15 protein-coding genes are annotated in these 15,085 nt (G+C 63.6%); 1 reads left to right on the top strand and 14 read right to left on the bottom strand.

Going from position 1 to position 15,085, the window contains the following annotated elements; genetic code table 11:
- Nucleotides 1–51: 51 nt before the first annotated feature.
- Both ABIE49_RS38855 and ABIE49_RS38850 read right to left on the bottom strand, forming a co-directional pair.
- Nucleotides 52–1,437, bottom strand: coding sequence for a peptidoglycan DD-metalloendopeptidase family protein (locus ABIE49_RS38855; protein ID WP_192739507.1), 1,386 nt, complete (start codon nt 1,435–1,437; stop codon nt 52–54).
- A gap of 110 nt (nt 1,438–1,547) precedes the next feature.
- A complete protein-coding gene (locus ABIE49_RS38850; protein WP_502915970.1) occupies nt 1,548–2,192 on the bottom strand; it encodes a protein-L-isoaspartate(D-aspartate) O-methyltransferase in 645 nt (214 codons plus the stop codon).
- 257 nt (nt 2,193–2,449) lie between these two features.
- Between ABIE49_RS38850 and ABIE49_RS38845 the strand changes: the two genes are divergently transcribed.
- Nucleotides 2,450–2,827 (top strand): response regulator, encoded by a 378-nt coding sequence (locus ABIE49_RS38845; protein ID WP_192739508.1) that lies wholly within the window; start codon nt 2,450–2,452, stop codon nt 2,825–2,827.
- Nucleotides 2,828–2,941: 114 nt separating this feature from the next.
- Here the strand turns inward: ABIE49_RS38845 and surE are convergent, their stop codons facing one another.
- The 12 genes from surE to ABIE49_RS38785 all read right to left on the bottom strand — a co-directional run bounded on the left by surE (nt 2,942) and on the right by ABIE49_RS38785 (nt 15,004).
- Complete coding sequence (surE, locus tag ABIE49_RS38840; RefSeq protein WP_192739509.1) at nt 2,942–3,709, bottom strand: 5'/3'-nucleotidase SurE; 768 nt, start codon at nt 3,707–3,709, stop codon at nt 2,942–2,944.
- Nucleotides 3,710–3,805: 96 nt separating this feature from the next.
- Nucleotides 3,806–4,351 (bottom strand): hypothetical protein, encoded by a 546-nt coding sequence (locus tag ABIE49_RS38835; protein WP_192739510.1) that lies wholly within the window; start codon nt 4,349–4,351, stop codon nt 3,806–3,808.
- A gap of 12 nt (nt 4,352–4,363) precedes the next feature.
- Nucleotides 4,364–5,698: a serine--tRNA ligase gene (serS, locus tag ABIE49_RS38830; protein WP_192739511.1), complete on the bottom strand. Its 1,335-nt coding sequence runs from the start codon at nt 5,696–5,698 to the stop codon at nt 4,364–4,366.
- Nucleotides 5,699–5,779: 81 nt separating this feature from the next.
- Nucleotides 5,780–6,604 carry a twin-arginine translocase subunit TatC gene (gene tatC, locus ABIE49_RS38825; RefSeq protein ID WP_192739512.1) on the bottom strand — a complete coding sequence of 275 codons (825 nt, stop codon included), beginning with the start codon at nt 6,602–6,604 and terminating at the stop codon, nt 5,780–5,782.
- The gene (tatB, locus tag ABIE49_RS38820) at nt 6,601–7,122 is read right to left on the bottom strand and encodes a Sec-independent protein translocase protein TatB (RefSeq protein WP_192739513.1); all 522 of its coding nucleotides are present in this window, start codon (nt 7,120–7,122) and stop codon (nt 6,601–6,603) included. The genes tatC and tatB overlap by 4 nt, the downstream gene beginning before the upstream one ends.
- Before the next feature lie 155 nt (nt 7,123–7,277).
- Nucleotides 7,278–7,517, bottom strand: a complete 240-nt coding sequence (locus tag ABIE49_RS38815; RefSeq protein ID WP_192739514.1) for a twin-arginine translocase TatA/TatE family subunit — start codon at nt 7,515–7,517, stop codon at nt 7,278–7,280.
- 230 nt (nt 7,518–7,747) lie between these two features.
- A complete protein-coding gene (gene scpB / locus ABIE49_RS38810) occupies nt 7,748–8,479 on the bottom strand; it encodes an SMC-Scp complex subunit ScpB (RefSeq protein ID WP_192739515.1) in 732 nt (243 codons plus the stop codon).
- 21 nt (nt 8,480–8,500) lie between these two features.
- Nucleotides 8,501–9,331, bottom strand: coding sequence for a segregation and condensation protein A (locus tag ABIE49_RS38805; protein WP_192739516.1), 831 nt, complete (start codon nt 9,329–9,331; stop codon nt 8,501–8,503).
- Entirely contained in the window at nt 9,328–10,350 is a 1,023-nt protein-coding gene (gene nagZ, locus ABIE49_RS38800; RefSeq protein ID WP_192739517.1) for a beta-N-acetylhexosaminidase, read from the bottom strand. Before nagZ ends, ABIE49_RS38805 begins: the two co-directional genes overlap by 4 nt.
- Nucleotides 10,351–10,396: 46 nt before the next feature.
- A complete protein-coding gene (locus ABIE49_RS38795) occupies nt 10,397–11,857 on the bottom strand; it encodes an SPOR domain-containing protein (protein WP_192739518.1) in 1,461 nt (486 codons plus the stop codon).
- A 120-nt stretch (nt 11,858–11,977) separates the two neighbouring features.
- Nucleotides 11,978–13,771 (bottom strand): arginine--tRNA ligase, encoded by a 1,794-nt coding sequence (gene argS / locus ABIE49_RS38790; protein ID WP_192739519.1) that lies wholly within the window; start codon nt 13,769–13,771, stop codon nt 11,978–11,980.
- 24 nt (nt 13,772–13,795) lie between these two features.
- Nucleotides 13,796–15,004 (bottom strand): deoxyguanosinetriphosphate triphosphohydrolase, encoded by a 1,209-nt coding sequence (locus ABIE49_RS38785; protein WP_192739520.1) that lies wholly within the window; start codon nt 15,002–15,004, stop codon nt 13,796–13,798.
- Nucleotides 15,005–15,085 lie beyond the last annotated feature (81 nt).

Raw genomic sequence — 15,085 nt, 5'->3', positions numbered from 1 at the left:
GGCGGGCGACGAGAGCTCGGTTTGTGGAAGCTTGGTGAGGCGTCTAACGCCTCACGCCCCGTTCAGGAATTGAAGCGGGTCAACCGGTGAAGATCCTTTGCGGATCTCGAAGTGGAGTTGCGGCGACCCCACCTCACCCGATTGGCCCGACTTGGCAATAATCTGGCCGCGCTTGATCGTGTCTCCGCGCTTCACCATCAGCTCACTCGCATGGGCATATGCGGTGACGTAACCGTTGGAGTGCCGAACCAGAATGAGATTGCCGTAACCCTTCAATTCATTGCCCGAGTAAGCGACGACGCCGTCTTCGGCGGCCTTCACGGGGGTGCCTTCCGGCACCGCCAGATTGATGCCGTCATTGGCCTTGCCGTTGGTCTTGGCGCCGTAGGTCGTGATGACCTTGCCGCGCACCGGCCAGCGGAAGGTCGGCAGCGCGCCAGTGGCTTCGCTCGGCTTCACGGCCGGCGCTTCCGAGACGACCGACTTTTCCTCGACATTGGTTGTCGCCTGCGCCAGGCGCGCGCTTTGCGGCTGTGCGGCGGGCGTACCCGGCTTGGCCGCAGGCGCTGCGACGGCGGCGACCTGCTGTACGGGCGCGACAGGCTGAGCCGCAGGTGCGGCGGCGGTCTTGGCGCCCGGCACGGTCAGCTTCATGCCGAGGCTGAGCTTGGCCGATGTGTCGAGGTTGTTGGCCTTGGCGAGATCCGCCACCGGGAGGTTGTTGCGGCGTGCAATGCTCATTAGCGTGTCGCCGCGATTGACGACGTGCACGCTCGACGGCCCAGCCACGGCCGCGACCGGCTTGCTGGCCGGCGGCGCGACTGCCGGTGCGGGCGCAGCGGCAACGGTCTGGCGCGGGATGATCAGTTGCTGGCCGGGCGATAGCGCGCGCGGTCCCTTGTAACCATTGGCCTGCAGGATCGCGGCCGACGAAACGTTGTAGCGCTTGGCCAGGATATCGAGCGTGTCGCTGGTACCGACGATGATCGTGGTGCCGCCATGCGCGGGCGCAGCGGCAACCGAGCGCGGCGCAACGGTGGCGGTGGTCTCAAGCTTGGGTTGGCCCGGCGGGGTATAGGACGAAAGCCCGCGGCCTCCTCCCGACACGCCGTTGCCTGCGGCCGGATAGGACCGCGGCGCCGTGACCACCGGCGGCGGTGGCGGCAAGGCCGACGACTGGTATTGCGACTGATACTGCGGAGGCTGGGCTTGCGGCCGCGCATATTGCGGCAGCTCGCGACGCTCGACCTGGGGCGCCGGCGCCTGCTGCACCGTACCGGTCGCGTCCGGCTGATAGTTGAACGGGTTTGATAAAGTGTTCTGGGACAAGCGCGTCTGCATATCGGCGCTGCAGCCGGCAAAGCCAACCGACATCAGCGTCAGCACCGCAATCTGCGGCATGCGACGCGAGCGAAGTAACTCGGCGACACGGGACATGGTTACTCACTTGTACGCAACAAAATACTCTTTTGAGTAAACACGTCCCGAGTAAATAACCGCTTAACCCTTCAAATAAGATGTTGGCGGCAACCGCCAATCCCGTGCTTCTACAGTTCGCGGGCAATTCCCGGCAGTGCCGGCACGAAGCGCACGTCGACCAGCGCCTTGCGATCGAAGCCGGCCTCGGTCCTGGTGACGCGCACCAGCGTCTGGACGCCCTGATGCGGCCCCACCGGCGCGAGCAGGATGCCGCCCGGCTCCAGCCGCGCCAGCAGCTGTTCGGGAATTTGCTCCATCGCCGCGGTCACGATGATGCGGTCGAAATCCCCGGCACCTGGCGGGATATCGAAGCCGTCGCCAAGCAGGACCTCGATATTGTCGTAGCCCAGCTTTTCCAGCCGGGCGCGCGCGCTGTCGGCCAGCGTCCGGTACCGCTCCATGGTCAGGACGTGCTTGCAAAGCCGGGACAGGATCGCGGCTTGGTAACCGGAGCCGGTACCGATCTCGAGCACCTTGTGTTGCTTTTGCAGCTGCAATTGCTCGGTCATGTAGGCGACCACGAAGGGCTGGCTGATGGTTTGCCCGCAGGCGATGCCGAGCGCGCTGTCGCGATAGGCATGGCCGCGATCGGCCGCGGTCACGAACATCTCGCGCGGCACCTCTTCCATGGTGCGCAGGATGGTCTGGTCGCTGATCCCCCGCCGCCGCAGGGAGAGCTGGAACATCATCTTTTCGGGCGGTTCTTGCGACATTAGCGACTCAAGGGTCACGGCTGGCCATTCATCTAGTGCTTCGGCAGAGATTGGATGCAATAGCCGGCAGAGTTTTAAGGAAGAATTTCCTCAAAAATGGGTTCCGATCGCGGAACCACGGTCCGGGAACAGCGTTAGAGCCCGGAAAATCCGGGCTCTCGACGGGCGGGCCGCAGGCCTTGGTCTATCCCATCTTGTCGTTGCGCCGACTGGTGTTATTTGCGAACCTTGAGCTCGGGAAGGGCAAGGAATCCATCATGATAGCGACGCGGCCGCAGGGCTGTTCAGTGTTTCTCGTCGAAGACGAGGTCATGATCCGGATGATGGTCGCCGACATGCTCGAAGAGCTCGGCTACAGCGTCGCCGCCGAGGCCGGTGAAATCAGCGAAGCCGTCAAGCTCGCCCAATCGACCGAGTTCGATCTCGCCATCCTCGACGTCAACGTCAACGGCAAGGTGATCACGCCGGTGGCCGAACTGATCAAGGCACGCAACCGCCCCTTCATTTTCGCGACCGGCTACGGCTCCTCGGGCCTGCCCGAGGAATATCGCGATCGCCCAGCCCTGCAAAAACCGTTTCAACTGGAAACGCTGGCGCAGATGATCAACAGCGCACTGAAGAGCGCTGCGGCTTAGTTTTCACATCCGACCGCGCGTAGCCCGGATGGAGCGAAGCGCAATCCGGGATTCAGTTACCGGCCTTTGAGATCGTTCCCGGATTGCGCTTCGCTCCATCCGGGCTACCGTTCATCACTTCAGCGTCGTCGTCAGTGCTTCCGAAAACGCTTCATCGGTGCGGTCGAGCCGCAGCGGCGTCACTGAGACGTAGCGTGCGGCAAGCGCGGCGAGATCGGTGCCTTCGGCCGGCGTGTCCAGCATCGCGGCGCGTTCGAAGCCGATCCAGAAATAGGGATTGCCGCGACCGTCATGGCGCTTGTCGACTTTCAGGAAACCGAGATTGCGCTTGCCCTGCCGCGTGACCCGGATGCCCTCGACCTGGTCGGGGGTGCACGCCGGAAAGTTGACGTTGATCACGGTGTTCTTGGGCACGCCGGCGTCGATCACCTTGCGCACGATATCCGGCCCGAATTTCACCGCCGTGTCCCACAGCGGCGCGGTCCGCGTTTCGATGGAAAATTCCTGGCTCAGCGCGAATGACGGAATGCCCAGAATGGTGCCTTCCAGCGCACCGGCGATGGTACCGGAATAGACCACGTCCTCGGCAACGTTGCGGCCCTTGTTGACGCCCGACAGCACGAGATCCGGCAGCTTCTCGCCGAGGATGTGGCGCGCGCCCATGATGACGCAATCGGTCGGCGTGCCGCGCACCGCAAAATGGCGCGGGCCGACTTCGCGCAGCCGCAGCGGATCGTTCAGCGACAGCGAATGCGAAACGCCGGATTGATCGAGTTCGGGCGCCACGATCCAGACATCGTCGGACAGTGCACGGGCGATTTCCTCGACGACCTTCAGACCGGGAGCGTGAATGCCGTCGTCATTGGTGCAGAGAATGCGCATCCGTCAAATGCCTTCCGGTTCGATTCGATCCCGTTTCTTATTGCCGGGCGCCGTATTATCCGGCTATCGCGGCCGAGGCAAACCGGCACAATACGGTCACTGCCGCACCCGGACGCGCCAGGGACGAACAAATTTTGCGTAGCCTGAAAACAGCATGTGGAATTTCGGCGGCACGGGCTCAGCCGCCTCGGGCTCAGGTGTTGGGATCGCAATTGCCTGCAGTATGACGGGCGGAGACGGAGTCGGTTTAACCGGATCAGGCTCTCGAGGCCGGGGCTCTTCCAGCTTTGCGATCTGAGGAGGCGGCTCGATTGGTGCGATGGGCGAAACCAGCACAGGCGCCGGCGCAATCGGTGCAGCCGCCTGACGCACCGTCGGCGCAACAGGCGGAGCCGGCGCGATCGTTTCCGGCTGCACCACGCTGCCCGGAGGAAACCGCTTCCGCGCCACCTCGAGGCCCTTGTCGAAATCCGCGACGTTGAGCCATTCCTTGGCTCGCATGGTTTCGATCAGCGCCTCGTCCCACAATTGCGGGACCTCGATATCAAAGAAGCCCTTCAGCTTCTGGTCGATCAACTGCATCCCGTGGCCGGTAACTGCCCATTGCCGGCCGATCCAATGGATGTTGCGATGCAGGGGCATTTTTCGACTTTGCTATTTGTCGTGCTCGATGACTTTGAGGCCGCCCATATACGGCTGCAGCACGTCGGGCACTGCAATCGATCCATCCTGCTGCTGATAGGTTTCCATCACGGCAATCAGCGCGCGGCCGACCGCGGTGCCGGAGCCGTTCAGCGTGTGCACGAAACGCGGCTTGCCGTCCGGCCCGCGATAGCGCGCATCCATACGCCGCGCCTGGAAATCGCCGCACACCGAACAGCTGGAGATTTCGCGAAAAGCACCGCCGTCGCCCTGCCCCGGCATCCACACTTCGATGTCGTAGGTTTTTTGTGCGGAGAAACCCATGTCGCCCGCGCACAGCGTCATGACACGATAATGCAGGTCGAGGCGGCGCAGCACTTCCTCGGCGCAGGACAGCATGCGCTCGTGTTCGTCACGGCTGGTTTCCGGCGTGGTGATCGAGACCAGTTCGACTTTTGTAAACTGATGCTGGCGGATCATGCCGCGGGTATCGCGACCGGCGGCACCTGCCTCCGCACGGAAACATGGCGTCAGTGCCGAAAGACGCATCGGCAATTCCTTGTCGTCGACAATGGATTCGCGGACGAGGTTAGTGAGCGATACTTCGGCCGTGGGAATGAGACCAAGACGTTCACTCTTTAAGCGGCCATCATGTGGAGCCGCCAGCAGTTCGCCCTTGATCGCCCAGAACTGATCATCCTCGAATTTCGGCAATTGCCCGGTACCGAACATCACGTCGTCGCGCACCAATAGCGGCGGATTGATCTCGCTGTAGCCGTGCTCATTGGTGTGCAGATCGAGCATGAACTGCCCGATTGCACGCTCCAGTCGCGCGAGGCCTTTTTTCAGCACGACGAAACGCGCGCCGGACAGTTTCGCCGCCGCCTCGAAATCCATATAGCCGAGCGCGCCGCCGAGATCGTCATGCGGCTTCGGCGCAAAACCGTAAGTGCGAGCCTTGCCAAACACCTGACGCTGCACATTGCCGTGTTCGTCGACGCCGTCGGGCACTTCGTCGAGCGGCAGGTTCGGGATCGCGGCCAGCTCTTTTGCAAGCTCGTCGTCCGCCGTCTTTGCCGCAGCTTCAAGCTCGGGCATCGTGGTCTTGAGTTCGGCCACCTCGGCCATCAGCTTCGATGCGCGCGCTTCATCCTTCGCCTTCTTTGCGTCGCCGATTTCCTTCGAAGCGGCATTCCGCCTTGCCTGCGCCTGCTCGGACGCCAGGATCGCCGCGCGGCGCCTTTCGTCGATCGCCAGCAGCGACGGCGACAGCGGCGCCAGGCCACGGCGCTTCAGTCCGGCGTCGAAGGCTTGCGGGTTATCGCGGATCGATTTGATGTCGTGCATGGCGGGTCATTCCTGAATCGTGCCGGTAAAGGCGCGCATCAAGTAACCCGAATGGACGGCTTTTGGAACAGCGAAGCGGCCCTACTCGGCCGGATTGGCCGCAGGCGGCGGGGTCGCGGAGGGCGGTGTACCGGTCGCGGCCTTGGCCGCGGCGGCCCGCTTCTCCACCAGGGCGACCGCAAGGATCGAGCCCTCGTAGAGAACCAGCAACGGCAGCGCGAGCGAGGCCTGGCTCAACACGTCGGGCGGCGTCAGGACGGCCGCGATGACAAAGGCGACCACGATGAAATAGCGCCGCTTTTCGCGAAGCTGTTTTGCGGTGAGGATGCCGATCCGCCCCAGCAGCGTCAGGATCACCGGCAGCTGGAACGCGATGCCGAAGGCGAAGATCAGCCCCATCATCAGCGACAGATATTCGCCCACTTTGGGCAACAGCTGGATCTGCGCGGTCTCGTCGCCGCCGGACTGCTGCATGCCGAGCGAGAAGCGCACCAGCATCGGCAGCACGATGAAATAAACCAGGAGCGAGCCGAGCACGAAGAAGAACGGGGTCGCCACCAGATACGGCAGGAACGCGCCGCGCTCGTGCTTGTAGAGCCCGGGCGCCACGAATTTGTAGATCTGCGTCGCGATGATCGGGAACGAGATGAAGCCGGCGCCGAACAGCGCAAGCTTCAACTGCGTGAGGAAATATTCCAGCAGCGCCGTGTAGATGAACTTCGAATTCTCGGGGCCGGCGACCCAGACGAACGGCCACACCAGAACGTTGTAGATCTGCTTGGCGAAGAAGAAGCAGAAGATGAAGGCTATACCGAACGCGAGCAGCGCCTTGATCAGCCGCGAGCGCAGCTCGATCAAATGGTCCATCAGCGGCGCTTTGCTGGCCTCGATGTCTTCGTCGCTCATGACGCTTTGGCGTCCTTGAGAATGTCCGGCGCCGCTGGCGCGATGTCCTGCTGCTGCGCCGCCTGAACTTCACGCGTGATGATCAGCGGCTCGGAGGCCGCCTGATGGGTTTCGGCCTCGACGAAGGTCTCGGCCGTCGGGGCGGCCGGCGTGGTCGGCGCGACGATTTCGGGCGTCACGGTTTCACCGATCGAGGTTTCCACCTGCGAATTCACGGGCTTGTCGATGTCCCCGATCTGCAAGGCGTCACCGACGTCCTTTTGCAGCGAGGTCATCAGATTGGTGGGAGACATGCCTGTCGCGACGTCCTTGACCTCGTCAAAACTCTTCTTGAGGTCGGCCATTTCGGCCTCGCGCATCGCTTCCTGGAACTGGCCCTGGAATTCGGAGGCCATCTTGCGGGCCTTGCCCATCCATTGCCCGACCATGCGCAGCACGCCCGGCAGCTCTTTCGGGCCGATGGCGATCAGCGCGACAACCGCGATGACGACCAGTTCACTCCACCCGATGTCGAACATGAAAATTTCCGCTTACGCGCCCCCGCCCCAACCAAATCTCATTAGCAAGATTTTGGGGCGGCCCGCGTCTTTTCTCAACCGGCGTCCATGACTTCAATAGGCCATGGCTTCACCGGACACCGGTCCGCGCCAGATGGGCGCCTACAACTAAACCGTCAAACAGCCTTGCTGCCGACATCGGTGCGGGCCGCCGTCGGCGCCGCATTGTGATCAATGGTCTTGGTCGGCTCGACCGCGGGCTTTTCCGCAGGCTTGTCATCGTCCTGCAAGCCCTTCTTGAAGGACTTGATGCCCTGCGCGACGTCGCCCATCAGGTCCGAAATCTTGCCGCGGCCGAACAACAGCAGGACCACTGCGATCACGACGATCCAGTGCCAAATGCTAAGCGAACCCATCCTGCAACCCTCCAAAAGAGACGGCCGGCATCCGGCCCAAGCTTTGCCGGAAGGTAGGCCCGGGAGGTGTCAAAAACAAGGACCCAAGCCGCGGCAAATCGCTGTCGCGACTACGTATTATTGCTACCGTTAATCCGTTTTCGAGGACCAACCGGCCCCTAGCGGAACAGGCCCCGAACCGGGCCCGTTCTACTTTGAATGGGGTTGTTTTCGATATTCTTGTCCGCGCCTCAGCTTTCGCTGGGGGTCTCGGGCTCGGCCGCGGGCGCCAGCAGCAGTTCCAGGGTGTCGCCGGCATCCAGCGGATCCTCGTCCTCTCGCAGCGCCACGTCGTCCGACGGGGTCGGAACGCTGAAGCCGGAAGGCAGCCGCGAATCCAGCAGGCCGGTGCCCTTCAGCTCTTCCAGGCCCGGCAGATCGCCGAGCGCTTCGAGGCTGAACTGCGACAGGAACCCATCTGTGGTGCCGAACGTCAGCGGACGGCCCGGCGTCTTGCGGCGGCCGCGGGGACGGATCCAGCCGGTCTCCAGCAACACATCCAGTGTGCCCTTGGAAGTGATCACGCCGCGGATTTCCTCGATCTCGGCGCGCGTCACCGGCTGGTGGTAGGCGATGATCGCGAGCACCTCGATGGCCGCGCGCGACAGCCGCCGCGTTTCCGTGCTCTCCCGCGTCATCAGCCACGACAGATCGCCGGCTGTGCGGAACGTCCACTTGTTCGCGACCCGCACCAGATTGACGCCGCGCGTGGCGTATTCCGCCTGCAGTTGCGCCAGAGCGACCTTGACGTCGACGCCGTCGGGCATGCGCTTGGCCAGCGCGGCCTGATCGACCGGCTCGGCGGAGGCGAACAACAGCGCTTCCAGCAGCCGCAATTCTTCGGGCCTCGCTTCGGGCTCGTTCGTGGGATCGACGGAATGTTCCTCGGCTTCTTCCATGCGCTTTTCCGCGAGGCTCGCCATGGCTAGGTCTCCTTCTTCCACTTACTCGACCGAGAGATCCGAAGCGGACATCGCCCCGGACGCTTGCGGCTGACGCTTACGAAAATACAGCGGCGCGAACGCCTCTTTCTGATTCAGTTCCATCTCGCCTTCCCGCACCAGCTCGAGCGCTGCGGCAAAGGTTGAGGCAAATACCGTCGCCTTCTGCGAGGGATCCACAACATAACTGAGGAGAAATTCGTCGAGGCAGCTCCAGTCCTCGGCCATGCCGACCAGCCGCTCCAGCGAGGCGCGCGCTTCCGACAGCGACCACACCGTGCGCTTGGCCAGATGCACCGTTGCCAGCACCTTCTGTTGACGCTGCGTGGCATAGGCCGTGAGCAGGTCGTACAGGGTCGCGGTGAATTTGGGGTGGCGGATTTCCGCGATCGATTCCGGATTGCCGCGCGGGAAAATATCGCGCTGGAACTGTGGCCGGTTCATCAGCCGGTTGGCCGCCTCGCGGATGGCTTCCAGCCGGCGCAGCCGGTTGGCCAGCGCGGTCGCCATCTCCTCGGCGCTCGGGCCGTCGGGCGTCGCCGGCTCGGGCAACAGCAGCCGCGATTTCAGGAACGCCAGCCAGGCCGCCATGACGAGGTAATCGGCCGCGAGTTCGAGGCGAATCTTTCGCGCCGCCTCGATGAAGACGAGATACTGGTCGGCCAGCGCCAGGATGGATATTTTGGACAGGTCGACCTTCTGTTGCCGCGCCAGCGTCAGCAACAGGTCGAGCGGACCCTCATAGCCCTCGACGTCGACAACCAGCGAGGGCTCGCTGTCGGTGCCATCAGCGGCGGGCCGTCCGGTCTCAAACGATAGAATCTCCGCGGTCATACCGTCCCTACCCGATCCATCAACGCGTCCAGTTCAGCCCGCGCCGCCTGCCGGTCGAGCGGCAGCGGCGCCTTTCGCGAGGCCAGCGCCCGGTTGGCGCGATTGAGTGCCTCGCCCGTCAGTTCCGGCGTCTCGGCTGCGACATCGCGCATTTCGTCGAGCTTGCCGTTGCAATGCAAAACCATGTCGCAGCCGGCGTTGACGATGGCTCGGGTCCGCTCGGCGATCGATCCCGCCAACGCATTCATGGACACGTCATCACTCATCAACAAACCTTGGAACCCGATTACGCCGCGAATCACCTGCCGGATGATTGTCGCAGAAGTCGTCGCCGGATGGACGGGGTCTAGCGCGCTAAACACAACATGTGCGGTCATCGCCATCGGCAGGTCCGCCAGCGGTTGAAAGGCGGCAAAATCGGTCCGATCGAGCTCTTCCCTCGTCGAATCAACCGTCGGCAGCCGAAAATGGCTGTCCGCTGTGGCCCTTCCATGGCCGGGAATGTGCTTCAGGACCGGCAACACGCCGCCCTGCTCCAGCCCCTCGGTGACGGCGCGGGCGATCGCGGCCACTTTGCCCGGCTCGGTTCCATAGGCCCGGTTGCCAATGACGGCGTCAGCCCCCGCAATCGGCACGTCTGCGAGCGGCAGGCAGTCCACCGTGATTCCGAGGTCGATCAGGTCGGCTGCGATCAGCCGTGAGCTCAAACGGGCGGCGTTGAAGCCCAACTTGGGGTCAATGTCGTACAGCGCCCCAAAGACGGCACCTGGCGGATAGACCGGCCAATGCGGCGGTCCGAGCCGCTGCACCCGACCGCCTTCCTGGTCGATCAGGACGGGCGCATCGGCATTTCCGACCAAATCGCGCAATTCGCTAACCAGCGAAACAACTTGCGCCGGGGTCTCAATGTTGCGTTTGAATAGGATGAAGCCCCATGGCAGCTCGCAACGGATAAACGCGCGCTCGTCAGCGCTCAATTCCAGTCCGGATATGCCTGTGATGAATGCGCGGCTGCTCATGGGGGCCGATTAGGCCCCTCACAGCTCCGGGTCAAGGAAACGGCCGTTAATTCCTGAGGATGACGCACTGTCCGCCGGCGGTTTTCAGGTTGCCGCACAGCTGCGCCGCCTCCTCCTGGGAGCCAAACGGCCCGACCATCGAGCGGTAAACGACGCCCTTTTCGCCGAGATCCGCCCGCCTGATCGAAGCCGAACGTGTCCCCAGCACGGATGGATACTTACCCTGCAGCGCCCGGTAGGAAGCCAGCGCATCGGCCTCGTTCTTCTGCGAGGAGACCTGAACGAGGTATCCGACGCCGGCGGGCGCGACCTGCGCCGGATTGGTCGCGGCGACACGGGTGGGCGCCGGATCGGGCGCTGCGCCGCCTTGCGGCGTCAGCGCGAGCGGGCCATTGGCGCTGGCGTTGGCGGATGACGGGTTGCGCGGCGCGGCGGCCGGGGTTGGCGCCGGTGCGGCTGTACGGGCAGCCGGCGCCGGCTTCGCCGATGCAACCCCCGCAGGAACGCCACCATTATCGGCGTCGCCCTTGACGGCAAGGGTCTTGATCTTGCGCGGCTCGTTGTTCGGCAGGGAGCCGTTCGCGGCGGTCGCGGGCGGCGGAGCGGCCGGAGAGACGCTTGCGACCGAGGGCGGGCTGCCATTCGGGTTCAGCGGCGGAAACACCACGCGCGGGCCGGATCTGGAGTTGACGTCGACCGGAGCCTCTTCGCGCGAAACGATCTTTTCGCCGCCATCGCCGGGCACCATGCGGTCCGGCGTCTTGGCAGCGGCGCCATCGCCGGGCGTCGCCATGACCTTGGTCGGGCTGTTGTCGGCCTTGATGATCGGCGGCTCGCCGCTGCGGGGTGAACCGACATAGGTTCGATAGGCGAAGGCAGCCCCCGTCCCGACCACGGCCAGCGCCAGAACAGCGGCGACCGTGATCAAGCCGTTGCTGCGCTTGCGCGGCGGCTCCGGCTCTTCCTCATAATCACTCTGATAGGCGTAGGGATCATCCGGAAACGCCGGATCACGCGCAAATTCCTGCTGCCCGGATTCGAGCTGGCCATACAGCGCGTCGTCATACCGCGAGGGATCCACCGGCTGCTCGTCTGCGTATTGCTGCGCCGGCGCGTGATGGTCTTGTTCATGCGTCGCCGGCTGCTGAGCCGCGTAGCGGTGCAAGGGATGCACGGGGCTCGGCTGGTATTCCGGCTCCGGCTCTTCGTATTCCTGTTGCGGTTGCGGTGGCGGCGCATCGTGCCTGGCGCGCTGCATCCATGGCGGCGGGCCCGCGGCCACGTTGACCTCTTCCTCGTCCACGGCGTCGTATTGCGGTCGCACGTTGGCCCGTGACTGCAGTGGGTGCGGGGTCTTGGTGCCGCTGCTAAACGGATCGGACTGCCCGATCAGCCGCGCCAGTTCCGCCAGCGGATCGCTGTCGCCCCTCGCCGGTGCAGCCGGGTTCGCGCCGCGATCATCGTCGGCGTCGGAAGGAAAAGGTCGTTCCTGATATCGATTAGCCATCGTGAAGATGCATCCCCTTCGGGACAGCGCCAACCCGCCATGACCATACGAGCCATGAATACGAATTGGCTCCTGCCAGATACCCTCACAATCCCCATTGCGAGGGCCTATGCCCCTTGCCTACCGCATCTCGGTCGGAGCGTGGACGCCGAGAACGGCTAAGCCCGATGCCAGAACCGAGACGACGCCCTGGACCATTGCCAGTCGCGCCCTCGTAATGTGTGCATCATTAGTGATAATGAAGCGTAAATAGGGCAAATCCCGCCCCCTAGTCCAAAGCGCGTGAAATTCACTCGCGAGATCATAGAGGTAAAAAGCGATTCGGTGGGGCTCATGCGCCACCGCCGCCGCCTCGATCATCCGGGGATAGAGCGCCAGCTGCTTCAGCAGGCTGAGTTCCGCAGGGTCCGTCAGCCGCTCCACGGCGGCATCCCCGAGATAGGCCGCCCGGGCGGAATCGCTCTCCGGCAGGTCGGGAACCATTTCCCGGGCGTTCTTGAAGATCGAATGGCCGCGGGCATGGCCGTACTGGACGTAGAACACCGCGTTGTCCTTGGACTGCTCGATCACCTTGGCAAGGTCGAAATCCAGCACCGCGTCGTTCTTGCGGAACAGCATCATGAAACGAACGGCGTCCGAGCCCACCTCGTCGACCACCTCGCGCAAGGTGACGAACTCGCCGGAGCGCTTTGACATCTTCACAGGCTCGCCGTCGCGCAGCAGCTTGACCAGCTGCACGATCTTGACGTCGAGGGCGGCCTTGCCCGAGGTCACGGCCTTGACCGCGGCCTGCATGCGCTTGATGTAGCCGCCATGATCGGCGCCGAACACGTCGATCAGGTTGGTAAAGCCGCGATCGAACTTGTTCTTGTGGTTGGCGATGTCGGAAGCGAAATAAGTATAGCCGCCATCCGACTTGATCAGCGGACGATCGACATCGTCGCCGAACGCCGTCGCCCGGAACAGCGTCTGCTCGCGGTCCTCGTAGTCGTCGACTACCTTGCCTTTGGGCGGCGCCAGGCGGCCTTCATACACATCGCCCTTGGCACGCAGATAATCGATGGTCTCGGTGACCTTGTTGTTGCCGGTCTCGATCAGCGAGCGCTCCGAGAAAAACACGTCGTGCTTGATGTGAAGCGCCGAGAGATCGCCCTTGATCATTTCCATCATCATGTCGATGGCCTTGAGGCGCACGATCGGCAGCCAGACGTTTTCCGGCATCGCCTTGAGCTTGTCGCCATATTCAGTCGCGAGCGCCTGCCCCACCGGAACGAGATAGTCGCCGGGATAGAGCCCTTCCGGAATGGCGCCGATGTCCTGGCCGAGCGCCTCGCGGTAGCGCAGGAAAGCCGAGCGCGCGAGCACATCGACCTGCGCGCCAGCGTCGTTGATGTAATATTCGCGCGTGACGTCATAGCCCGCGAACTGCAGCAGGCTGCACAGTGCGTCGCCGAACACCGCGCCCCGGCAGTGGCCGACATGCATCGGCCCGGTCGGGTTGGCCGAGACATATTCGACATTGACCTTTTCGCCGCCGCCGATCGCGCTCGCCCCGTACGTAGCGCCCTCGCGCAGTACCGTGCGCAGCGCATCGGCCCACACCGCTGGCTTCAAGGTGAGATTGATGAAGCCCGGCCCGGCGACTTCGACGGAGGCGATCAGATCGTCCGCGCGCAGCTTTTCGGCGAACTTGTCGGCGAGATCGCGCGGCTTTGCCTTGGCTTCCTTGGCGAGCACCATCGCGGCATTGGTCGCCATGTCGCCATGGGTCGCGTCGCGCGGCGGCTCGACCACGACGCGGGAGAAATCGATGCCGGCGGGCCAATTTTCTTCGGCCGCAAGCGCGGCACAAATCCTGTGCACGCGCGCAAGCACATCGGCGAAAAGGTGCGGAGAAGTGGGTTTTTCGGCCATTTTTCTAAGTTCCTGGGCCGCCGCCTAACGCAAATCCGGGGTCGAGTCAAAAAGCCTTTGGTGCTCGATCAGGGCGAAGCGGTCGGTCATCCCGGCAATGAAATTGCCGATCCGGCGGGCACGCCCGGCGTCGGTCTCCTGCTCGGTACCCTCGACCCACTCGGCCGGCAGGTCATCCGGCGACTTCTGGTAGCGCGCGAACAGGTCGAACACGATCTGCTCCGCCTCGCCCATCACCCGCATCACCCGCTTGTGGCGGTACATCCGCAACTTCAGGAACGCCTTGATCTCGGCCTCCTCCGCAGCCACCGCGGGAGGAAACGCGACCAGCGGCTGATTGTGGTGGCGCACATCATGGGCCGATTGCGGCTTGGCCGCCTCAAGCCGCCTGCCTGCCTCGGCGACAACAGCCGAGATCATGTAGGAGATCAGCTCGCGCACCAATTCCGCCCCGCGCCTGACGTCATCGAGATCAGGATAGTGCTTGCCGATGTCGGCGATGATGGCGGCCGTGAGCGGCATCACTTTGAGGTCGTCGACCCCAAACAGGCCCGCGCGCAGGCCGTCATCGATATCGTGGGCGTCATAGGCGATGTCGTCGGCGAAGGCTGCGACCTGGGCCTCCAGCGAGGCGTAGGTCCACAGCTCCAGATCATATTTGCGGTTGAAATCGGCGATCCCGACCGGAATCCCGCTGTCGCTGTAACGTCCGGCCGGGTCCCCGCTCCGCATCGTCAGCGGGCCATTGTGCTTGACGATGCCCTCCAACGATTCCCAGCTCAGATTGAGCCCGTCGAACTCGGGGTAGCGATGTTCCAGCGAGGTCACGACGCGCAGGGTCTGGGCGTTGTGATCGAAGCCGCCATGGGCCACCAGGCATTTGTCCAGCGCCCGCTCCCCGGCGTGGCCGAACGGGGGATGGCCGAGATCGTGGGCCAGCGCCAGAGTCTCGGTGAGGTCCTCGTCGAGCCCGAGCTGGCGGGCCAGCGCGCGGGCGATCTGGGCCACCTCCAGCGAATGGGTCAGCCTTGTGCGGTAATGATCGCCTTCATGGAACACGAAGACTTGAGTTTTGTGCTTCAGGCGGCGGAAGGCGGTGGAATGGATCACCCGGTCGCAGTCGCGCCGGAACGGGCTGCGGGTCTTGCTCGGAGGCTCCGTAAACAGCCGGCCGCGGCTGCGATCGGGATCGCAGGCATAGAGCGCGCGGGGGGCAGCCATTCCGACCGACACGTTTTTTTAGTCCTTATCCATTTGATTCTGCGAGATTACATACTTAACTATGGGGAGTGCGGGATACCAAATGAATTGGGT

The sequence above is a fragment of the Bradyrhizobium sp. OAE829 genome, assembly GCF_040546575.1.
Lineage (GTDB): Bacteria > Pseudomonadota > Alphaproteobacteria > Rhizobiales > Xanthobacteraceae > Bradyrhizobium.
Note: the sequence above shows the minus strand (reverse complement) of the source record. Positions and strands in the feature narration are given on the sequence as shown.